The sequence below is a fragment of the Microbacterium sp. CnD16-F genome (assembly GCF_024124465.1).
GTDB lineage: Bacteria > Actinomycetota > Actinomycetes > Actinomycetales > Microbacteriaceae > Microbacterium > Microbacterium gawkjiense.
This window is the reverse complement of record NZ_JAMXSA010000028.1, coordinates 13,533-33,256: the sequence shown is the minus strand read 5'-3', so window position 1 is coordinate 33,256 and position 19,724 is coordinate 13,533. Positions and strand designations below refer to the sequence as shown.

21 protein-coding genes and 2 pseudogenes are annotated in these 19,724 nt (G+C 69.4%); 12 read left to right on the top strand and 11 right to left on the bottom strand.

The features are described from left to right. The 7 genes and pseudogenes from NH287_RS09175 to NH287_RS09145 all read left to right on the top strand — a co-directional run. Nucleotides 1-569: cadmium resistance transporter (locus NH287_RS09175; RefSeq protein WP_253035372.1), on the top strand; the 569-nt coding region annotated here is incomplete at its 5' end. Between the two features lie 716 nt (nt 570-1,285). Beyond that, nucleotides 1,286-2,230: an alpha/beta fold hydrolase gene (locus NH287_RS09170; protein ID WP_035964342.1), complete on the top strand. Its 945-nt coding sequence runs from the start codon at nt 1,286-1,288 to the stop codon at nt 2,228-2,230. A 230-nt stretch (nt 2,231-2,460) separates the two neighbouring features. Further along, nucleotides 2,461-2,625 (top strand): annotated as a pseudogene (locus tag NH287_RS09165) (integrase core domain-containing protein); the annotation flags it as partial. Between the two features lie 174 nt (nt 2,626-2,799). Continuing rightward, nucleotides 2,800-4,086: an ABC transporter substrate-binding protein gene (locus tag NH287_RS09160; protein WP_253035371.1), complete on the top strand. Its 1,287-nt coding sequence runs from the start codon at nt 2,800-2,802 to the stop codon at nt 4,084-4,086. Between the two features lie 75 nt (nt 4,087-4,161). Beyond that, the gene (locus NH287_RS09155; protein ID WP_242086248.1) at nt 4,162-5,130 is read left to right on the top strand and encodes a carbohydrate ABC transporter permease; all 969 of its coding nucleotides are present in this window, start codon (nt 4,162-4,164) and stop codon (nt 5,128-5,130) included. Between the two features lie 22 nt (nt 5,131-5,152). Continuing rightward, nucleotides 5,153-5,941, top strand: coding sequence for a carbohydrate ABC transporter permease (locus tag NH287_RS09150; protein WP_253035370.1), 789 nt, complete (start codon nt 5,153-5,155; stop codon nt 5,939-5,941). Then, nucleotides 5,938-8,994 (top strand): glycoside hydrolase family 2 TIM barrel-domain containing protein, encoded by a 3,057-nt coding sequence (locus NH287_RS09145; RefSeq protein WP_253035369.1) that lies wholly within the window; start codon nt 5,938-5,940, stop codon nt 8,992-8,994. Before NH287_RS09150 ends, NH287_RS09145 begins: the two co-directional genes overlap by 4 nt. Nucleotides 8,995-9,001: 7 nt before the next feature. Here NH287_RS09145 and NH287_RS09140 read toward each other — a convergent pair whose 3' ends face one another. From NH287_RS09140 to NH287_RS15375, 5 genes and pseudogenes are all read right to left on the bottom strand, one after another. Continuing rightward, on the bottom strand, nt 9,002-10,048 hold the full coding sequence (locus tag NH287_RS09140; RefSeq protein ID WP_253035368.1) for a LacI family DNA-binding transcriptional regulator: 1,047 nt from the start codon (nt 10,046-10,048) through the stop codon (nt 9,002-9,004). 425 nt (nt 10,049-10,473) lie between these two features. Next, a complete protein-coding gene (locus NH287_RS09135; RefSeq protein ID WP_253035367.1) occupies nt 10,474-10,785 on the bottom strand; it encodes a hypothetical protein in 312 nt (103 codons plus the stop codon). Nucleotides 10,786-10,821: 36 nt separating this feature from the next. Next, nucleotides 10,822-11,169 (bottom strand): hypothetical protein, encoded by a 348-nt coding sequence (locus NH287_RS09130; RefSeq protein ID WP_253035366.1) that lies wholly within the window; start codon nt 11,167-11,169, stop codon nt 10,822-10,824. Next, on the bottom strand, nt 11,166-11,351 hold the full coding sequence (locus NH287_RS09125) for a DUF6349 family protein (protein WP_253035365.1): 186 nt from the start codon (nt 11,349-11,351) through the stop codon (nt 11,166-11,168). The genes NH287_RS09130 and NH287_RS09125 overlap by 4 nt, the downstream gene beginning before the upstream one ends. A gap of 80 nt (nt 11,352-11,431) precedes the next feature. After that, nucleotides 11,432-11,590, bottom strand: a pseudogene (locus NH287_RS15375) (hypothetical protein); the annotation flags it as partial. On the opposite strand from NH287_RS15375, the gene NH287_RS09115 reads away from it, so the two are divergent. Together NH287_RS09115 and NH287_RS09110 are read left to right on the top strand one after the other, a co-directional pair. Continuing rightward, a complete protein-coding gene (locus tag NH287_RS09115; RefSeq protein WP_253035364.1) occupies nt 11,534-11,776 on the top strand; it encodes a hypothetical protein in 243 nt (80 codons plus the stop codon). The pseudogene NH287_RS15375 and the gene NH287_RS09115 overlap by 57 nt on opposite strands. After that, nucleotides 11,773-12,219, top strand: coding sequence for a BLUF domain-containing protein (locus tag NH287_RS09110; RefSeq protein ID WP_253035363.1), 447 nt, complete (start codon nt 11,773-11,775; stop codon nt 12,217-12,219). The genes NH287_RS09115 and NH287_RS09110 overlap by 4 nt, the downstream gene beginning before the upstream one ends. A gap of 58 nt (nt 12,220-12,277) precedes the next feature. On the opposite strand, the gene NH287_RS09105 is transcribed toward NH287_RS09110, so the two are convergent. Next, complete coding sequence (locus NH287_RS09105) at nt 12,278-13,405, bottom strand: Gfo/Idh/MocA family protein (protein ID WP_253035362.1); 1,128 nt, start codon at nt 13,403-13,405, stop codon at nt 12,278-12,280. Beyond that, nucleotides 13,402-14,226 (bottom strand): sugar phosphate isomerase/epimerase, encoded by an 825-nt coding sequence (locus NH287_RS09100; RefSeq protein ID WP_253035361.1) that lies wholly within the window; start codon nt 14,224-14,226, stop codon nt 13,402-13,404. Before NH287_RS09100 ends, NH287_RS09105 begins: the two co-directional genes overlap by 4 nt. A gap of 109 nt (nt 14,227-14,335) precedes the next feature. Here NH287_RS09100 and NH287_RS09095 point away from each other — a divergent pair, with 109 nt between their 5' ends. The 3 genes from NH287_RS09095 to NH287_RS09090 are packed head-to-tail and all read left to right on the top strand — an operon-like array spanning nt 14,336 to nt 15,467. Then, nucleotides 14,336-14,935, top strand: coding sequence for a TetR/AcrR family transcriptional regulator (locus NH287_RS09095; protein ID WP_253035360.1), 600 nt, complete (start codon nt 14,336-14,338; stop codon nt 14,933-14,935). Continuing rightward, on the top strand, nt 14,932-15,060 hold the full coding sequence (locus tag NH287_RS15255; RefSeq protein WP_290440483.1) for a hypothetical protein: 129 nt from the start codon (nt 14,932-14,934) through the stop codon (nt 15,058-15,060). Before NH287_RS09095 ends, NH287_RS15255 begins: the two co-directional genes overlap by 4 nt. Nucleotides 15,061-15,098: 38 nt before the next feature. Continuing rightward, complete coding sequence (locus NH287_RS09090; protein WP_253035359.1) at nt 15,099-15,467, top strand: hypothetical protein; 369 nt, start codon at nt 15,099-15,101, stop codon at nt 15,465-15,467. Here NH287_RS09090 and NH287_RS09085 read toward each other — a convergent pair. From NH287_RS09085 to NH287_RS09070, 4 genes are all read right to left on the bottom strand, one after another. Next, nucleotides 15,409-16,434, bottom strand: coding sequence for an alpha/beta hydrolase (locus NH287_RS09085; RefSeq protein WP_253035358.1), 1,026 nt, complete (start codon nt 16,432-16,434; stop codon nt 15,409-15,411). The genes NH287_RS09090 and NH287_RS09085 overlap by 59 nt on opposite strands. Nucleotides 16,435-16,441: 7 nt before the next feature. After that, entirely contained in the window at nt 16,442-17,815 is a 1,374-nt protein-coding gene (locus NH287_RS09080; protein WP_253035357.1) for an FAD-dependent oxidoreductase, read from the bottom strand. Between the two features lie 61 nt (nt 17,816-17,876). Continuing rightward, nucleotides 17,877-18,938: a polyprenyl synthetase family protein gene (locus NH287_RS09075; protein ID WP_064002928.1), complete on the bottom strand. Its 1,062-nt coding sequence runs from the start codon at nt 18,936-18,938 to the stop codon at nt 17,877-17,879. 23 nt (nt 18,939-18,961) lie between these two features. Beyond that, nucleotides 18,962-19,708 carry a demethylmenaquinone methyltransferase gene (locus tag NH287_RS09070; protein WP_253035356.1) on the bottom strand — a complete coding sequence of 249 codons (747 nt, stop codon included), beginning with the start codon at nt 19,706-19,708 and terminating at the stop codon, nt 18,962-18,964. Nucleotides 19,709-19,724: the final 16 nt, after the last annotated feature.

Here is a 19,724-nt window from a genome sequence, read left to right as displayed (position 1 = left end):
TGTTCGCAGCGACCAACATCGACGACATCATCGTGCTCTCCCTCTTCTTCGCGCGAGGGGCAGGCCAGCGCGGCACTACCGCCCGCATTCTGGCCGGCCAGTACCTCGGATTCGCCGGCATCCTCGGTGCCGCGGTCCTGGTGACCATCGGTGCCGGGGCATTCCTGCCCTCGGCAGCCATCCCGTACTTCGGTCTCATCCCTCTGGGCCTCGGCCTCTGGGCCGCATGGCAGGCCTGGCGCGGAGACGATGACGACGATGACGACGAGGCCAAGGTTGCCGGCAAGAAGGTCGGCGTGTGGACAGTCGCAGGCGTCACCCTTGCCAACGGCGGCGACAACATCGGCGTCTACACCCCTGTCTTCCTCAGCGTGGAACCTCTCGCAGTAGTCGCCTACTGCATCGTCTTCCTCGCGCTCGTCGCGGTCCTGGTGGCCCTGGCAAAGTTCGTCGCCACCCGCCCCCCGATCGCCGAAGTGCTCGAACGCTGGGAGCACATCCTCTTCCCCATCGTTCTCATCGGCCTCGGCATCGTGATCCTCGTCAGCGGCGGAGCCTTCGGACTCTGACGTAGCGGCAGCGATCCAAACGGCCCCGACCGGGCGCACCCCTCTCGGTTCAGACCGCGAAACCTACCTGCAGCCAGTCCTGCGTGATCGCGGCAACAAGACCGCCACGGAGCGCTGCAAGAACCCCGCCACCAAGCGAACGAAGCCACAAGCAAGCGCGCACGCTCTATGCCGTCCCACAAGGCGATCCCCCTGCGGTCACATATGGCAGCCCTTCCCGAACTCACGTTCGACCCACCGAAAACGTCCGATGAGGGCTACGGGCAGCGACGTGGGCCGCGGCGTGATCGCCGGGACCGAGGTCGTCGGCGCCGGGCTCGTCGGCCGGGGGCCGTCGTCGGGTCCACGCAGCACCGGAGCGGGGACGCCGTTTCTCCATGTGATGTCCCGTGTCGCCTGTCTGATCGACCCCGGCCTCACCTTCCTTAGCCGCGATGCCGAGGCCTGGTCCACGAGTGCCACGGGGCGGGCCGGCAGGCATGATCCGGGCGGGACGCGCCCCCCACCGGGGGTGACCCTGCCGGGCCGCCGGGTCCGGACCCGGTCACGCGGCTCTCGGGACGGGCTGGGCGCGTACCTGCCGCTCTCAGCGCCCGCGACAGGGAGTTCCGCGAGTGGGCGACGGAGGTCGGGGGCCGGACATCCCGTTGTCGGCAGGTACGGTATGGTCATGCCCGTCGAGCTCCCCGCCCGAGGGGCATGACGAGGAGGTCAGCATGGCTCTGCGCGAACTCGAGTTCACGTCGCACAACGGCACCGACACCATCCAGGCCTGGGTGTACGAACCGGCGGTCACGCCGGTGGCGGTGGTCCAGCTCATCCACGGTCTCGGCGAGCACTCCCGCCGGTACCTGCACATGACGGCCGCGCTGGTGGATGCGGGGTTCGTCGTGGTCGCGGACGATCACGCGGGTCACGGTCGGACGGCGATGCAGTCGGGGACGTGGGGTGACGCCGGTGACGAGTCGGCGACGGTCATCGTGCAGGACGAGGTGACGCTGTACCGGAAGGCCAAGGAGCTGTTCCCCGACCTGCCGTACGTGGTGTTCGGCCACAGCCTGGGGTCGATGATCGCGCGGGCGCTGGTGCTGCAGCCGGGTGTCGAGGTCGACGGGCTCGCGCTGGGCGGTATCGCCGTGGGCATGCGCGGTGTCGAGTCGACGCTGGATCGCGAGGCCCTGAAGGCTGCCGTGGCGGCCGACGGTTCCGCCCCCGCTGCGGATGCGTTGGTGGGCCAGCTGTTCGACGGCTTCTACGACCGCCTCGGCCCGGACTTCGGCCCGACGGACTGGGTGGCGCGCAACGCGGACGTCGTCCGTGATCACGGCCGCGACCCCTTCAACAACTTCGGCGCCCCCTTGAGCAACCGGTTCCTGCAGGGCTTCGTCGACGTGTACGACCAGGCCAACGGCGACGACTTCTTCGACCGCCTTCCGCAGGTTCCCGTCGCGATCTTCGCGGGCGCGGAGGACCCGGTGACCAACTACGGCGAGGGTGCGCGCGAGGTCGCCCGGCGCCTGGAGGAGAAGGGCCACGACGTCGAACTCCACATCTACCCCGACGTCCGCCACGAGGTTCACAACGAGCCCGAGACCCGCGCCGAGATGGAGAACTCCCTCATCGAGTTCGTCCACCGCGCCGCCGGGCGGGACGACGCCTGACCCCCGAGGCGCACCCGGCCGCTCGCGCCCAAGCACCGTGACGGGGCCCTACCGTGAGGATCGTCTCTCGGCAGGGCCCCGTCGGTGATGTGAGGTCTCAGGCCATGACGGGACGCACGCGTCGCCCAGCGAGGGGCTCGTCCATGGTGACCTCGCGAAGCGGAGGATGTCGCCGGTGGCGCAGCGAGGGCGAGAGGCCTGGCCACGGGTGACCTCGCGGAAGTGAAGGCGAGGATGCCGAGAGCAGGCTCCGCGACGAGTGCCTGAACATCAACAGCTTCTACTCGCTGCTCCACGCCCAGGTCGTGATCGGCGACTGGAAGACCGAATACAACCACGACCGCCGGCCTCCCATCGCGGAGCCGCGGCGCAGCCGGCGGCGGGAGCGGTTCTGATCGACCCGCTGACCCGCGCCGGTGAGGTCACGATTGCGTAACAGGGCTTGCCTGACGCAAAATGTTTACGTGATCATTTTGGCAATTGCCAGTGACGTGGACGTCGTGGCAGGGCCGAGGAGTCGTTCCGTGGCCACCTGAATCCCCCCGAGAGGACATGCTTCGATGAAGCGCATGACAAAGGCTGCGGCGATGGCCGCCGCGGCGATCCTTCCCCTGTTCGCGCTGACCGCATGCGGCAGCGGTGGCGACGCCGAGGGCTCCGGCGACGGCAACACCCTGACCGTCTGGGCCTGGGACCCCTCCTTCAACATCTATGCGATGAAGGAGGCCGAGAAGGTCTACCAGAAGGACCACCCCGACTTCGAGCTGAAGATCGTGGAGACGCCCTGGGACGACCTGCAGGCCAAGCTCACCACCATCGCCCAGTCGCAGCAGTTCGACGAGCTGCCCGACATCTTCCTCATGCAGAACAGCGCGTTCCAGAAGAACGTCATCAACTATCCCGACGTGTTCGGCGACTACGCCGACGCCGACATCGACTTCTCGGAGTTCCCCCAGAGCGTCACCGCCTACTCCACGATCGACGACGTCAACTACGGTGTGCCCTTCGACTCGGGCACCGCGGTCTCGGCCCTGCGCACCGACGTGCTGGAGCAGGCCGGATACACCATCGACGACTTCACCAGCACCACCTGGGACGACTTCATCACGAAGGGCAAGGACGTGCTGGCCAAGACCGGCAAGCCGCTGCTCTCCGGCATCGCCGGCTCGTCCGACCTGCTGTCGATCATCCTGCAGTCCGCCGGGGGGAGCCTGTTCGACAAGGACGGTCAGCCCACGATCGCCGGCAACGATGTGCTGATCGACGCCATCGAGGTGTACACCGAGCTGGTCGAGTCCGGCGTGTTCGTCGAGGTCAACTCGTGGGACGAGTACATCAGCAGCTTCGTCAACGGCTCTGTCGCCGGCACCATCAACGGCATCTGGATCGCCGGGTCGATCCAGACCGCTGAGGACCAGGCGGGGAAGTGGGCCGTCACCGACCTGCCGAAGCTCGACGGCGTGCCCGACGCCACGAACTACTCGGCCAACGGCGGTTCGTCCTGGGCGATCAGCTCCACCGGCGACGCGACGCTCGCCGCCGACTTCCTGGCGTCCACCTTCGCGGGATCGACCGACTTCTACGACACGATCCTGCCGAAGGCCGGCGCGGTCGCGAACTGGATCCCCGCCGGCGAGAGCAGCGTGTACGCCGAGCCGAGCGCGTTCTTCAGCGGGCAGCCGATCTTCCAGAAGGTCGTCGAGTTCGGCGCCGAGGTGCCCAGCACCAACACCGGCGTCTACTTCTTCGAAGGTCGTGACGCGGTCAGCGCGGCGATGACCAGGGTCATCGGCGGCACCAGCATCGAGGATGCGCTCGACGAGGCCCAGGCCAACGTCGAGTTCGCGATGAACTGACCCTCTCCGCTCGGGCGGGGCACGACGCCCCGCCCGAGCGTCCTGTTCCGAAGCAATGGAAAGCGAGTACGCATCGTGGCGACCCAGGCGATCGTGACCTCCGACGGCTCCCGCCGGCGGGGGCGGAGCACCCCTCCGCCGGACTTCACCCCGCGCGGACCGTGGCTGAACACCGCACGGCGACGCAACCTCACCGGGTGGGGGTTCCTTCTGCCGGCAGCCCTCCTGATCACGCTGCTGAGCTTCGTGCCGATGATCCAGGCATTCGTCCTCTCGTTGCAGACCGGCCGGGGATCACGGCTGAACTGGGCGGAGCCGCTGTGGTCGAACTTCGCCCGGCTGCTCGACGACGAGATCTTCAAGCTCACCATGTTCAACACGGTGTTGTACCTGGTGGTCCAGGTGCCGATCATGCTGATCCTGGCGATGGTGCTGGCCAACCTGCTGAACGACCCGAAGCTGAGGGGCAAGGCCCTCTGGCGCACGATGATCTTCCTGCCGTGCGCCGTCTCGCTGGTCTCGTACTCGCTGGTTTTCCGCACCATGTTCGCCACGGACGGACTGGTCAACGACGCCCTCATGGCGGTCGGCCTCATGCACGACCCGCTCAACTGGCTCGGCGAGCCGTGGACCGCGCGGTTCGTGATCATCATCGGCCTGCTGTGGCGGTGGACCGGCTACAACATGATCTTCTTCCTGGCGGCGCTGCAGAACGTCGACCACTCCACCCTCGAGGCCGCGCGAATCGACGGCGCCGGTGCGTTCAAGACGTTCTGGTTCGTGACCGTGCCGCAGCTGCGGCCGATGATCGTGCTCACCGCGATCATGTCGATCAACGGCACGCTGCAGCTGTTCGACGAGTCCTGGGCGCTCACCAAGGGCGGGCCGTCATACAACTCGATGTCGATGTCGCACTACCTCTACGAGCTCGCATTCCTGAAGAACCCCAACGTCGGCTACGCCGCCGCGATCTCGTACGTGATCCTGATCATGGTCGCGGTGCTGGCTCTCATCCAGATGAAGGTGGGTGACAAGCGTGACTAGTCGACGCTTTCCCTGGCGACGCGTGCCCGGCTACGCGTTCCTGACCGTGTTCGCCCTGTTCTCGGTCTTCCCGCTGTATTTCATGCTGGTCTCATCGACCAACTCGACCCGAGAGGTCCTCGGATCCCGGCTGACCCCGGGCGGCCACTTCATCGACAATCTGGTGGCGCTGACCACGCAGCAGGATCTCGGCGCCGCCATGATCAGCTCGTCCCTCATCGCCATCGGCACGACGGTGCTGTCGCTGATCGTCTGCGCGATCGCGGGCTACGGCTTCGAGATCTACCACTCCCGCGGCAAGGACGTCGTGATGGCGATCCTCATGCTGGCGATGATGATCCCGTTCGCGGCCATCATGATCCCGCTGTTCCGCATCTTCGCGCAGTTCGACATGGTCAACTCGCTGTTCGCGGTGATCATCCCCTCGATCGCCACGCCACTGCTGATCCTGCTGTTCCGGCAGGCGTCGCGCTCGTTCCCGTATGAGGTCATCGAGGCCGCCCGGATCGACGGGCTGAAGGAGCTCTCCATCTTCGCGCGCATCTACGTGCCGACGATGAAGTCCACTTTCGCCGCCGCGGCCGTCATCACCTTCATGGCCTCGTGGAACAACTTCCTCTGGCCGCGTGTGATCCTGCTCGACAACGCGGTGCAGACGATGCCCATGCTCATCGCCAACCTCACGGCCGGATACGTCACCGACTACGGCGTGCTCATGCTCGCCGTGCTGCTGACATCCCTCCCGACCATCCTCATCTTCCTCATCCTGCAGCGCGCCTTCGCACAGGGCATCACCGGAGCCATCAAGTGACATTCGATCCCGTCTTCGCCATCGAGCGCATCGCCGACCCGACCTTCGTCTCGGAGAACCGCCGCCCGGCGCACTCGGACCACCGCTGGTTCGCCGACCTCGACGAGGCGCGATCGGGGGTCAGCGCGTTCGAGCAGTCGCTGAACGGCTTGTGGAAGTTCTTCTGCGCCCGCAACCAGGGGCAGGTGCTGCCCGACTTCGCCGATCCGTCGCGGGATGTGTCGGGGTGGGACGACATCCGCGTGCCTTCGCACCTGCAGCTGGAGGGCTACGACCGACCGCAGTACGTCAACGTCGGCTACGCATGGGACGGCCAGGAGGACATCGAGCCGGGGCAGGTCCCCGAGCGCGACAACCCGATCGGATGCTATGTGCGCACCTTCGCGCTCGATTGTCCGCTCGCCGAGGGCGAGCGGCTCAGCGTCACCTTCCACGGCGCGGAGAGCGCGATCGCGCTGTGGGTGAACGGCCGCTACATCGGCTACAGCACCGACAGCTTCACCCCCGCCGAGTTCGATCTCACCGACGCGCTGGTCGAGGGCGAGAACCGCATCGCCGCGCAGGTGTTCAGCTACAGCGCCGGCTCGTGGCTCGAGGACCAGGACTTCTTCCGGTTCTCGGGCATCTTCCGCGACGTCACCCTGTACCGGCGCCCCGGGGTGCACGCCGAGGACATCCGCGTGACTACCGCGGTCGCCGATGACCTGGCATCCGCCCAGGTGCGGGTCCGCGTGGAGCTCGACGGGGCGGGCGGCGCCGTCTCGGCCCGCATCGAGGGCGTCGGCGAGCTCGCGCGGGATGCCGACGGAGCCTTCGTCGTGCAGGTGGAGGAGCCCCGGCTGTGGAGCCCCGAGCATCCGCACCTGTACGACCTCGTGATCGAGGTGCGCGACGCCGCCGGGGCGCTGACCGAGGTCGTCCCGCAGCGAGTCGGCATCCGCCGGTTCGGCATCGAGAACGGCGTGCTGTCGCTCAACGGCGACCGGGTCGTCTTCAACGGCATCAACCGTCACGAGTTCGGCCTGAACGGGCGGGTGCCGTCGCGAGAGCTCACCGAGTCCGACATCCGGATGCTGAAGGCGCACAACGTCAACGCCGTGCGCACCAGCCACTACCCGAACGACTCGGCGTTCTACGCGCTCGCCGACGAGTACGGCCTGATGGTCATCGACGAGATGAACCTCGAGACGCACGCCCGGTGGAGCCGCATCCGCCTGCACGGCGAATCGCTCGACACCGCCCTGCCCGGCGACCACGACGAATGGCGCCCGGCGGCGCTGGATCGTGCCCGCAGCATGCTCGAGCGCGACAAGAACCACGCCAGCGTGGTGATCTGGTCCTGCGGCAACGAGTCCTTCGGCGGCACGGTGCTGCGCGATGTGGCCGACTGGTTCCGGTCGGTCGACGATCGCCCGGTGCACTACGAGGGCGTGCACTGGGACCCGAGGTACCCCGAGACGACCGACATCGCGAGCCAGATGTACACCCCCGCCGCGGCGGTGGAGGACTATCTGCGCACCAACCGCGACAAGCCGTTCATCGTGTGCGAGTACGCGCACGCGATGGGCAACTCCTTCGGCGGGGTCGGCGAGTACATCGAGCTCGCGTATCGTGACGAGCTGTTCCAGGGCGGCTTCATCTGGGACTTCGCCGATCAGGCGATCCTCATGCGCGATCGCTACGGCCGCGAGTACTTCGGCTACGGCGGCGACAACGGCGAGGCGCCGCACGATCAGGACTTCAGCGGCAACGGCATCTTCTTCGCCGACCACACCCCCTCGCCGATGGCGCAGGAGATGAAGCGGCTGTACCAGGGCTTCGTCGTCGACGTGTCGGAGTCGTCGTTCGCGCTGACGAACCGGCTGATGTCGACCTCGTCGGCCGAATACGAGACGCGCGTCTCGATCTCCCGGGAGGGCCGCATCCTGACCGCCGGCGTCGTCGACACGGACGTCGCGCCGGGCGGGTCGGCGGTGTACCCGCTGCCGGTCGCGATTCCCGCGGCGGCGGGCGAGTACGCGATCGTCGTCTCGCTGCACCTGCGGACCGAGACGGCGTGGGCACCCGCCGGGCACGAGGTCGCCTTCGGCGAGCACGTGCTCAGGGTCGGCGAGCCGGCCGCAGGCGCGACGGCACCGGCCGCGCAGGTCGCGGCGCCCGCGCCGCGCCTGGTCGAGGGCACGCTGAGCATCGGCGTGCACGGGCCCGGCTTCCACGTGACGTTCTCCCGGATCTTCAACGGGCTGACCTCGTACCGCTTCGGCGAGACGCGCACGGGCGGCCGCGAGCTGCTCTCGGGCGCGGTCACCCCGAACTTCTGGCATGCGCCGACCGCGAACGAGCGGGGCTGGGGCGGCCCATTCGAAGAGGGGCAGTGGCTGCTCGCCAGCCGTTACGGCCGCGCCAGCGGGTTTCACGAGCCGGCCGACATCTCGGTCGAGCAGGTCGACGGCGGGGTGCGCATCGGCTACCGCTACGAGCTGCCGACGACGCCCGTGACGCACTGCGATCTCAGTTATCTCGTCGACGGCGCGGGCCGGGTGGAGGTCACCCAGCGGATGCACGTGCCCGAGGGTCTGCCGCAGATGCCCGAGTTCGCCACGATGCTGGCGATGCCCGCGGATTACGACCGGGTGCGCTGGTACGGCGACGGTCCCGAGGAGTGCTACGTGGACCGGCGGGAGGGTGCCCGGCTGGGCGTCTACGACCGTCACGTCCCCGACATGCTCACCCCGTACATCCGTCCGCAGGAGGCCGGCAACCGCACCGGCGTGCGCTGGGCGGAGATCACGGATGCCCGGGGCGCGGGTCTGCGCTTCGAGGGAGACCCGATCATGGAGTTCTCGGCGCTGAGCTGGACGCCGGCCGAGATCGAGAGCGCACTGCATCCGCACGAGCTGCCGCCGATCCACCGCACGATCGTGCGCCCGGCGCTGATGCGCCGGGGGGTGGCGGGAGACGACTCCTGGGGTTCGCGTCCGCTCGACCGGTACCTGCTGCCGACGGGAGACCTCGAGTTCCGGTTCGCGTTCCGCGGCATCCAGAACCGCTGAGCCCGGCTCAGCCGACCCGCGCCGTCCCCGATCCCGGGGGCGGCGCGGTGCTCGCCCGCACGATCAGCTCGGTGGGCACCGGGTCGGCGGTGGTGCGCTTCTGGTGCTCGATCCGGTCGATGAGCATGCCGACCGCCGCGGTGGCGACACGGTCGAAGTACTGGTGCACCGTGGTCAGCGGCGGCCGGAAGTCGGCGGAGAGCTCCATGTCGTCGAAGCCGACGACGCTGACCGAGCCGGGCACGTCGCGTCCGGCCTCGTGCAGTGCGCGCATGGCTCCCAGCGCCATCGCGTCGTTGGACGCGAAGATCGCCGTCACCGCGGGGTCGGCTGCCAGTCGCTTCCCCGCCGCGTAACCGGATGCCGGGCTCCAGTCACCCGGCATGACCGGGGGCACCACGCGGCCGTGCTCGCGGAGCGTGTCGGCCCAACCCTGCTCTCGGTCCCTGGCGCCGTGCGAGCGCTCGGGTCCGCGGACGTGCCACACCGTCTCGTGCCCGAGTGAAAGGAGGTGCTCGGTGGCCAGCCGGGCGCCCTGCGCCTGATCGGTGTCGATCGCGACGTAGGGATGCGAGCGGCCGGCGGTGACGACGATCGTGGGGATCTTGGCGATGCGCTTCAGGTCGGACTTGAGCAGCTCATGCTCTTCGAGCACCACGATGAGCCCGTCGACCGCCTGGTCGGCGATCCGGGTGAGCGCGCCGGTCAGGCCCGCCTGCGCGATGGTCCACAGCGGGGTGAGCGCGAGCGAGTAGCCGGCCTTGGACGCCTCGCTGGCGAACGCCTCCAGCGTTCGGGTGTTGCCGTAGCTGGAGAGCTCGGACATGATCACGCCGAGGGTGCGGAACCTGCCGGTCTTCAGAGCGCGCGCGGCGGAGTTCGGCCGGTAGCCGAGCCGGTCCATGGCCGCGAGCACCTTGTCGCGGGTGACCGGACGCACGATGTCCATGCCGTTGGCGACGCGAGAGACGGTCTGCGCCGAGACCCCGACCTCACGTGCAACGTCGATGATCGACGGCGCGCGCCACACGCGCGCGTCCTCCGGCTGCTCCACCACTGACCCTCCCGGCGTCCCCCTGAACGATACCAATCCGCGGTCGCGCCCCCGTCCCCGGCCTTCCCTCCGGCCCTCACCCACCCACCTCCGGGTTTCGAATCGCTCATATTGCTGTGTTCTGGATCGCCCCCTTCCTTTTCTGCCTCACGTGGGTAGCTGGATGAGTCCGCAGAGCGGGCATCGCCAGACTGGCGTGCGCTTGGGGTCGCCGGCGGCTTCGAGCTGTACGAGGCATTGGCGGCAGTTGGGGGCGAAGCCGAGCCAGGTGGTGTCGTCGTCGGGGGTCGTCGGGTCAGGGTAGGTATCTGCGCGTGGGGGCGTGGGGTGTGTCCACAGGGTCCGCTGATACGGGCGGCGACGGTGGCTGCGGCTCCGTGCGTTGCCGGCTGCTCCTTGGTCTGGGGCCGGCAACGAACGGGGCATCAGCGGATGCGGGGCGTGGCCTTCGTTTCTTCGGGCAGCGTTGCGCGGGTGATGGCCCGTGCCAGGGAGGCGGTGACGAGCATTGTTCCCCAGACGACTAGGCAGATAGCGAGGAAGCCGAGGGCGGCGAGCAGGAGGGGGCTGAATCCTGCGGGAGCTTGGGGGCCGGCGGCTAGCCACGCTGGCGGGGCGGGGAAGAACAGCGAGTACGCGCCGATCGCGAGCAGCACGACGACGAGTGCCCGCAACACGCGGCAAAAAACCGGGGACGGTTCACCGACCGACAGTGCTGCGCGAGTGGTGATGTTCATGGTGTCGCCTTTCGTTGTGGTGTGTGGTGTGCGTTGTTACTGGCGGTGGTCGGGGTAGAGCGCGAGGACGCGGGCGGCGACGTTGCGCACGTTGTCGGGGGTCACGTCGTCGAGGAGGATCGTTCGCATTCCCTCGTCGAGGTCGATCAGCCAGACGGGGCGCTCGGTGAGAATGTCGATGCCGAGGCGGTGGATCGGGGCGTCGGATGCCTCGTCGATGGGTCCGAAGTACAGTTCGGGCACCCATCCTTCGCCGCCCATGTCTGTCTCGATGCTGGTCGGGCACGGGAGGAGCTGCGCGAGGTCGGCCAGCAGGGCCTCTACATCGGTCGTGGTCAGCGTGTGCATGGCGGTGTCTCCGTGGGTGGTGGGTTCGGTGTTCATGCGGGGGTTCCTTCCTGGGGTGCGCTGAGGTCGTAGCCGCCGAAGGGGCTGTAGCCGGGGACGTGGCGGGTGCCGTAGGGGCCGCGTTCGGTGATGATGGGGGCGCCGGGGACGCGCATGTTGGCGGGGTAGTTGGTGTCGAACCAGTCCTCGAGCTTGGGGGTGAGCTTGGTGGTGCCCATCTGTCCGCGGAGCTTTGCGGGGAGGACGGGGAGGCACGCCAGCCGGGGAAGGCGTGGTCGTGCCAGGCTTCGACGCACTCGCTTTCGGTGCCGATGTGGTGCCAGCTGCACGTGCTGCAGATGAGTTGGGTGAGGCAGTCGCCGACGCAGGAGCAGATTTTGCCGAGGCCGAGGGTGGCGCGGTGCGCTTGGTGGGCTCCCCCGGCACGGTCTGGGCGCGCGTCGAGGACGGCTTCCACGTCGGCAGTCGTGACGGCAACTTCCTGGGGTACATCGAACGGCGGGGGGACGGCCGCTTCGTCGCGTTCGACATGCGCTCCACCGCGGTCGGCACCTTCACCGACCTCGTCCCCGCGATGCGGACGCTGTCCGCCGAGAAGGTTGCCGGGACCGCCGGCATCCTGACGATCCGGGAGAACCGATGACCGACTCCCACGCCGTGTTCTCCGTCGTGTATTCGAGCATGGCGACCGCGCCGCTCGATGACGGCGCGCTGCGCGAACTCCTCGAGCAGAGCCGGACCTCGAACGCCGAGCGCGACGTGACGGGGATGCTGCTGTACCGGAACGGCCGCTTCATCCAGATCCTCGAGGGTCCCGAACAGGCCGTCCGCGACACGATGGCGAAGATCGAACGGGACCCCCGCCACGACCACCTCCGGGTGCTGATCGACGAGTTCATCGACGAGCGCAACTTCGCCGAGTGGACCATGGGCTTCGACCCCATCACGACCCCGGACGCCGAGGCGCCGGAAGGCTTCCGTGACACGTTCGACGACCTCGAAGCGCACGGCGACCCGTCGGCCACCCTGCGGGCGGCACGCGAGTTGAGCCTCTGGTTCCGCGTCCGCGCGACTCAGCCGCGCTGACCGGACGACGAACGGCCCGAACCCCCTGAAGGGTCCGGGCCGTCGTCGCGTCAGCGGCTCAGAGCGTGCGGGCGAAGGGGTCGAAGTCGACCGGCACCGGCGGGACCGGGGCGACCGTGCTGTCGATCTCGAGGTACTGGCCGGTCTCGGCCGAGTCCTGCGCCGAGAGCAGCACGTCGAGCACGTGGAAGCCGAGCTCGCCGGTCGCGACGTGCGGCCGGTTCTCTGCCACGGCCCGCACCATGTCGAGCACGCCGAGGCCGCGGCCGACGACCGTGCCCTGCTGCTCGACCTCGATCCACTCCTGCTCGGTCTTCATACCGTCGCGGAACACACCGAGCGGCTTGACGTACGCCGTGCGCCCCTCGAAGCGGTTGGGATCGGGCAGCACGATCGAGCCCTCGGTGCCGTGGATCTCCACGACGCCGTGACGCTCGAGCGCCGAGTCGAAGCTCAGCAGGTGCGTGCCGTGCTGGCCGCCCTCGAAGGTCGAGAGGACCTGCACCGACGAGGGCACCTCGACGGGGAAGGTCTCGCCCGCGCGGGGACCGGTGTGGATGTGACGCTCCGTGCGGAACCGCGACCCGCGCGCGGCGACGCCGGCGATGGGCCCCAGCAGGCTGACGAGGGCCGAGAAGTAGTACGGACCCATGTCGAGCAGCGGGCCGGCACCCTTCGCGAACAGGAACGCGGGCTCGGGATGCCACAGGTCGGGGCCCTGCGTCTGGAACGCGGTCTGCACGAACAGCGGGGTGCCGATGACACCCTCGGCGATCGCGCGCTTCGCGGTCTGGAAACCCGGGCCGAGGATCGTGTCGGGCGCCGAACCGACGCGGACACCCGCGGCCTCGGCATCCTTCAGCAGCTGACGAGCGCCCTCGCGGTCGAGGCCCAGCGGCTTCTCGGTCCACACGTGCTTGCCGGCGGCGACCGCCTGCGCCGAGACCGCGATGTGCGACTCGGGGATCGTGAGGTTGACGACGAGCTCGACCTCGGGGTTGGCGAGGACGTCCTCGAGCGTGCCCCACGAGGGCACCCCGTGCTCCTCGGCCTTCGCCTTCGCGCGCTCGGGGATCAGGTCGCCGATCGCGACCACCTTCACGTCGGGGAACGACGTGAGGTTCTCGAGGTAGGTCTGGCTGATGACACCGGCACCGACGATGCCCACTCCGACGCGACCGGTCATGCGATGAACCCGCCGTCCTTCAGGAAGGCGTACGAGGCCGCGATGTCCTCGAAGACGTCCCCGGGAGCCTTGTCGTACTCGATGACGGCGAACTTGATGCCCGTGCCCGCCTGCAGCGACTCGGCGAGGGGCACATCGCCCGTGCCGGCGCGCAGCTGCTCGAGCGAGTCGGAACCGAACGCGTCGGCGCCGGGCGCCCACGGGTTGGATGCCGGGGCGATGCCGTCCTTGACGTGCACGGCGACGAGCCGGTCGCCGAGGCTCCTCACGAGCGCCGGCACGTCCTGGCCGCCGGTGAGCGCCCAGAACAGGTCGAGCTCGATCTCGACGCGGTCGTCGGTCAGCTCGAGGAAGCGCTCGTAGGCGGTCTGACCGCCGAAGTCCGCCACGAACTCCTGCGCGTGGTTGTGGTACCCGACCGTCAGGCCGAACTCCGCGGCTTTCTCGGCGGCGCGGTTCATGCGCTCGGCGATGTCGGCGACACCCTCTTCGGTGAGCCAGCGCTCGGCGGGCACGAACGGGTCGATGACCGTCGTCATGCCGATCTTCGCGGCCGCCTCGAAGACGACCTCGGGAGCGGGGGTCGGGATCGAGCCGTCCGGGGTCCAGAGCTCGTCCGAGAGCAGCGGCGCGTGGCCGGTGGGAGAGGCGAGGCCGCTGGCGTCGAGGGCCGCGCGGATCTCGTCGGGACGCCGCACGAAGTCGAACGCCTCCACGTTGCGCAGACCGATCGCAGCCAGCTTGTCGAGCGATCCGGACATGTCCTCGCTGAACTCTTTCGCGAGTGTGTAGAGCTGGACAGAGGCGAGTGGCAGAGCCATGGGCCTTCCTTCGTACGTCGTTGTCGGATGCCGCGGGGCGGCGTGGCCACGACGATAGCAGACAAACCTCCAGTTGGATGTTTTTCGTCGACGGCCCTACTCTGTCCCCATGGGTCAGGACGACGAGGGCGTGATCGGCCGCCGCGGATCGCAGCCGAAGGGCGTCGCCCGGCGGCAGGAGATCCTCGATCGCGCGATCGAGGTCTTCCGCGAGCGCGGGGCGCACGGCACGTCGCTCCGCAAGATCGCCGAGGCCATCGGCGTCTCGCACGCCGCCCTGCTGCACTACTTCGACTCGCGCGAACAGCTGCTCGTCGCCGTCTACAAGCACGCCGAGGGCAGCCGCGTCGACTCCCTCGACCTCCGCCCCGGCATCGACACCATGATCGAGGCGGCGATCAAGAACGTCGAGGTGCCCGGTCTCGTCACCCTGTACTCCACCCTGCTCGCCGCCTCGCTCGAGACGGAGTCCGGCGTCGGGCGCGAGTTCTTCACGGCCCGTTTCACCGGGCTCCGCGCCACGATGACCGAGAGCCTGCAGCGACAGCAGGCCGAGGGCCTGGTGCGCGACGACGTCTCGGCCGAACACCTCGCGTCGCTTCTGATCGCGGCATCCGACGGTCTGCAGATCCAGTGGCTGCTCGATCCGGCGGTCGGGCTGGAATCGACCCTGCGCACCCTCGGCGCGCTCCTGCGCCCGCCCGCATGACCGGGCCGCACCTCACGCGCCGGCTCGTCGTCGTCCTCGGCTTCCTCTCGGCGGTCGGTCCGTTCGCGATCGACATGTACCTCGCGTCGCTGCCGCAGATCGCCCGCGAGCTCGACGCCGCCTGATCAACGCGACCTACGCACCGCGCATCGGACCGGAACGGATGCTGGTGGTCGGCGCCGCGCTCGGCGTCGCGTCCGCGACGGTCATGACGGTCTCGGCGGCCACCGGCATCCTGTCGATCCCGCTCTTCCTCGGCTGCGCCTTCGCCACCATGGGGGCGGCGGGTCTCACGTTCGGCAACGCCAACGCGCTCGGCCTCGCCCGGGCGACGCCCCGCAACCGCGGCGCGGGCGCGGCCCTCATGGGCACGTCCCAGTTCGCGGTCGGCGCGCTCATCACCCCCGTGGTGGGCCTGTGGGGCGAGGAGACCGCGGTGCCGATGGCGTGCGTCATGCTCGTCGGCGCGCTGCTCAGCCTGACGCTCGGGATCGCCTCGAACCGCGCGAGCGCCCGATCGCACCCGTCGTGAGCCACCTTTCGAGCGCACGGTAGGCCTGCTCGCGAGGGCCCGGACGCGACAGGAAGAGGTCGTGGATGCCGCCCTCGATCCGCGCGAGCGTGATGTCGCGCCCGATCCGGGTGGCGGCGCGGGCGATGTCGTCGACGACGAGTACCGAGTCGCTGCCGGTCATCTCGGCGTTCCACGCGAACGGATTCGTCGACGCGGTGGACAGCATCACGAGGGTCGGAACGCCCACGTCGATGCCCGCCGACACCCGACGGTGCCCCTCGACGATCGCGGCGAGCCAGCCCGGGTGCGTCGGGAACCCGCGCTCGGGCCGCCACTCGCGCCGGTAGCCGCGGACGGGCAGCGCGCCCACCTCGGTCTGCGCGCGGGTGTAGAAGCCGAGGTCGACGACGGGGTGCGCACCCAACGGATCGACGCGTGCCCGCATCTGCACGAGGGGCGACAGCGCCTGGCGCCCGAGGGTGCCGATCTGCAGTTCGAGCCATGGGCTGTTGAGGACGAGCCCCGCGAGGCGGCCGTGGTGCCGCGAGGCCCAGAGCGTCGCGGTGAGGCCGCCCGTCGAATGCCCCATCATCACGAGCCGGCGCCGCGACGGCGCACCCTCGGGACCGTGACCCATCGCGTCGAGGGCCGTGGCGATGTCGGCGTCGTACACCTCGAGCGACGTCACGAACCCGGGCGTCTGGCCGGGGCGCAGGCTGCGGCCGTACTTGCGCAGATCGAGCGCGTGGAAGCGCGCTCCGTGCGAAGTCCAGAACCGGGCGAGCTCGACCTGGAAGAAGTAGTCGGACCAGCCGTGCAGATAGAGGACGTCGACGTCGCGCAGCGGCCCCGTCAGCCGCGCGAGCGTCGGCGGCTCGAGGCGGACGAGCGTCGCGACGACCTCGCCCTCCTGGTCGGCGCCGAGGGGCAGCGTCAGGGACTGGAACGGACGCCCGAGGACGTCCGTCTCCCACTCGCCGCTCATCGGAACCTCACTCGCCGCGCGAGACCCGCACCATCTCTTCGCGGTCGACGACCTTGATCCGCTCGCGCTCGTGCGGTGCACCGAGGGCGACCTCGTGCGCGTCGAGCCGGTGCCAGCCGTCGAGGTCGGTCCACGCGACCTGACGCTCGGCGAGGAGCGCGATGATCGCCTCGTCGGACGGGTCCTCGGGGGTCCACCACGACGCCTGGTCGTTGATGAGGTGGCGGATCGTCTCCATGGCGTCGGACTTCGTGTGACCGATGAGGCCGACCGGGCCGCGCTTGATCCAGCCGGTCGCGTACACGCCGGGGACCCGCTCGTTCGAGCCCTTCTTCAGCACCTGACCCTCGTGGTTGGGGATGACGCCGTGGCGCTTGTCGAACGGCACGTCCGGCAGCGGCGAACCGAAGTAGCCCACGGCGCGGTAAACCTGCCCGACCGGGATCTCGCGGAGCTCGCCCGTGCCCTCGACCCCGCCGGAGCCGTCGGGGCGGGTGCGCTCGGTGACAATCGCCGCGACGCGGCCGTCGGCATCCTTCTTGATCTCGACGGGACGCGCCCAGAAGTGCAGGTGCAGCCGGCGACTCGCCTCGCCGCCGGCGTTGTTGACGCTCGGCCGCTGGCGCCACGACTGCAGGACGCGGTCGATGACCATGACCTGCTTGTTCGAGGCGATCGCGGCCTTCGACGCCTCGTCGTAGTCGAAGTCCTCGTCGTAGACGACCATGTCGACGTCGCGCAGCTCGCCGAGCTCGCGCAACTCGAGGGGGGTGAACTTCACCTGCGCGGGACCGCGACGGCCGAACACGTGCACGTCGGTGACGGGCGAGGCCTTCAGGCCCTCGTAGACGTTCGCGGGGATCTCGGTGGGCAGCAGGTCGTCGGCGTGCTTGGCGAGCACGCGCGCCACGTCGAGCGCGACGTTGCCGTTGCCGAGGACGGCGACGGACGCCGCATCCAGCGGCCACTCGCGCGGGAAGTCCGGGTGCCCGTCGTACCAGCTGACGAAGTCCGCGGCGCCGAAGGAGCCGTCGGCGTCGATGCCGGGGATGTCGAGGGCGGCGTCCTTGATCGCGCCCGTCGCGAAGATGACCGCGTTGTAGTGCTTCTTCAGGTCGGCGAGGGTGATGTCGGTGCCGAAGCGAACGTTGCCGAAGATGCGGATGTCGCCGCGGTCGAGCACGTCGCGGAGCGCGTTGATGATGCCCTTGATGCGCGGGTGGTCGGGGGCGACGCCGTAGCGCACGAGACCGTAGGGCGCCGGCAGGTGGTCGAACAGGTCGATCGAGACGTCGAACTTGCGCTCGGCCTTGAGGAGGATGTCCGCCGCGTAGATGCCGGCGGGTCCCGCGCCGACGATGGCCAGCCGGAGCTTGGTCATGGGTGTCCTTTCCGAGAGCCCGCGCGCGGGCGTGACGAAGAAGCGGCGGTTCCGCCGGTGATCAGCTGGAGCGGTCGACGACGACCTGCGCGAAGCGCGTGAGCGCCTCACGGACGAGGCCGTCCGGGAGGGGCGAGAGGGCGGCGACGGCGCGGTCCGACCATTCGTGCGCGAGACGGCGGGTGGCCTCGGTCGCGGGGTGGTCGCGCAGCTGCGCGAGCGGGGCGTCGAGGATGACGGGATCGGCGCCGTCGGAGATGCGGGCGACACCCTCGTCGATCGTGACCTTGAGCGCCTGCGAGGCGGGGTCGGTCGCACGGCCGAGGAGCAGGTAGGGCATCGTCGGCACGCCGGCGCGCAGGTCGGTGCCGGGGACCTTGCCGGTTTCCTCGGCGTCGGCCGACAGGTCGATGACGTCGTCGAGCAGCTGGAAGGCGACACCCACGCGCTCGCCGAACTCGCGCACCGGCGCGGCGTACTCGTCGGAGGCGTCGGAGAAGACGACGCCGGTCTCGGCGGCGGCGGCGATCAGCGAACCGGTCTTGTCGCTGAGCACCTGGAGGTAGAAGTCGACCGGGTCGTCGCCCGGCTGCGCCCCCACGGTCTCGTGCATCTGACCGAGCACGAGGCGCTCGAAGGTGTCGGCCTGCAGCCGGATGGCGCGCTCGCCCACCTGGGCCATGAGCTGGCTGGCACGCGAGAAGAGCAGGTCGCCGGTGAGGATCGCGACACTGTTGCCCCACACCGCGTGGGCGCTGGGAACGCCGCGGCGACGGTCGGCCTCGTCCATGACGTCGTCGTGGTACAGCGACCCGAGGTGGGTCATCTCGAGCGCCGTCGCGCCCGCGAGGACGTCGTCGGTGACCCCGGAGCCGAGCTGCGCCGTGAGGATGGCGAGCATCGGCCGCATCCGCTTTCCGCCCGCCTCGTAGAGGTAGCGCGAGGTGACGTCGGCGAGCGAGTCCCCGACCTTCAGCTCACCGGCGAGGCGGGCTTCGACGAGGTCGAGCCCCTCTTCGACCGTGGTGAGCAGCTTGCGCATGCGCGGGCCCACGAAGATGCGCTCGGTGACGCCGAGACGGCTCGCGATCTGCGAGCCCGGAGTACCGGGACGGGGGGTCATGCCTCCAGCGTACCCGTCGCGCCTCAGGCCCGGCCCGGGGTTGCGGGCTTGCGCGCGCGGTGCAGTGCGACGATCCCGAAGCTCAGGTCGCGCCAGGCGACCTGCTCCCACCCGGCGGCGCGGATGCGGCCGGCGAGGGTGCGCTGATCGGGCCAGTCGCGGATCGACTCGTTGAGGTAGTCGTAGGCGTCGGCGTTCGAGCTGAACGCCCGCGCGACGACGGGCAGGACCCGGTCGTTGTAGAAGCGGTACAGCCCGCGCATGAGCGCTGCCGGCGGGTGCGAGAACTCGCAGATGACGAGGCTTCCGCCGGGCTTGGTGACGCGCAGCATCTCGCGCAGCGCCTTATCGGGGTCGTTGACGTTGCGCAGCCCGAACGAGATCGTCACGGTGTCGAACTCCTCGTCGCCGAACGGCAGGGCCGTCGCGTCCGCCTCGACGAAGGACAGGTTCGGGATGCCGCCGTGCCGCCGCTTCCCCTCCGCGATCATCCCCGCCGAGAAGTCGCCCGCGACGACCTCGGCACCCGAGCGGGCGAGCGAGACCGAGCTCGCGCCGGTGCCGGCGGCGAGGTCGAGGATCCTCTGGCCGCGCCGCGGTGCGATGGCGCGCGTCGTCGCGATGCGCCACAGCTTGTCGTTGCCGAGGCTGAGGATCGTGTTGGTGCGGTCGTATCCCGCCGCGACCTCGTCGAACATGCCGCTGACGCGCGCGGGATCCTTGCCGAGGTCCGCGCGGGTGGACGGGGTGCGGGAGGGCTGTTCGGTCACGTGTCGAGCCTAATCG

Coding starts and splice junctions, on each gene's coding strand:
- NH287_RS09105 (WP_253035362.1), bottom strand. CDS start 13,405: ATGACCGGTCGCGTCGGAGTGGGCATCGTCGGTGCCGGTGTCATCAGC.
- NH287_RS09170 (WP_035964342.1), top strand. CDS start 1,286: ATGGCTCTGCGCGAACTCGAGTTCACGTCGCACAACGGCACCGACACC.
- NH287_RS09090 (WP_253035359.1), top strand. CDS start 15,099: ATGCTGGTGGTCGGCGCCGCGCTCGGCGTCGCGTCCGCGACGGTCATG.
- NH287_RS09075 (WP_064002928.1), bottom strand. CDS start 18,938: ATGACCCCCCGTCCCGGTACTCCGGGCTCGCAGATCGCGAGCCGTCTC.
- NH287_RS09125 (WP_253035365.1), bottom strand. CDS start 11,351: ATGGGCACCACCAAGCTCACCCCCAAGCTCGAGGACTGGTTCGACACC.
- NH287_RS09135 (WP_253035367.1), bottom strand. CDS start 10,785: ATGAACATCACCACTCGCGCAGCACTGTCGGTCGGTGAACCGTCCCCG.
- NH287_RS09110 (WP_253035363.1), top strand. CDS start 11,773: ATGACCGACTCCCACGCCGTGTTCTCCGTCGTGTATTCGAGCATGGCG.
- NH287_RS09100 (WP_253035361.1), bottom strand. CDS start 14,226: ATGGCTCTGCCACTCGCCTCTGTCCAGCTCTACACACTCGCGAAAGAG.
- NH287_RS09085 (WP_253035358.1), bottom strand. CDS start 16,434: ATGAGCGGCGAGTGGGAGACGGACGTCCTCGGGCGTCCGTTCCAGTCC.
- NH287_RS09160 (WP_253035371.1), top strand. CDS start 2,800: ATGACAAAGGCTGCGGCGATGGCCGCCGCGGCGATCCTTCCCCTGTTC.
- NH287_RS09080 (WP_253035357.1), bottom strand. CDS start 17,815: ATGACCAAGCTCCGGCTGGCCATCGTCGGCGCGGGACCCGCCGGCATC.
- NH287_RS09130 (WP_253035366.1), bottom strand. CDS start 11,169: ATGAACACCGAACCCACCACCCACGGAGACACCGCCATGCACACGCTG.
- NH287_RS15255 (WP_290440483.1), top strand. CDS start 14,932: ATGACCGGGCCGCACCTCACGCGCCGGCTCGTCGTCGTCCTCGGCTTC.
- NH287_RS09095 (WP_253035360.1), top strand. CDS start 14,336: ATGGGTCAGGACGACGAGGGCGTGATCGGCCGCCGCGGATCGCAGCCG.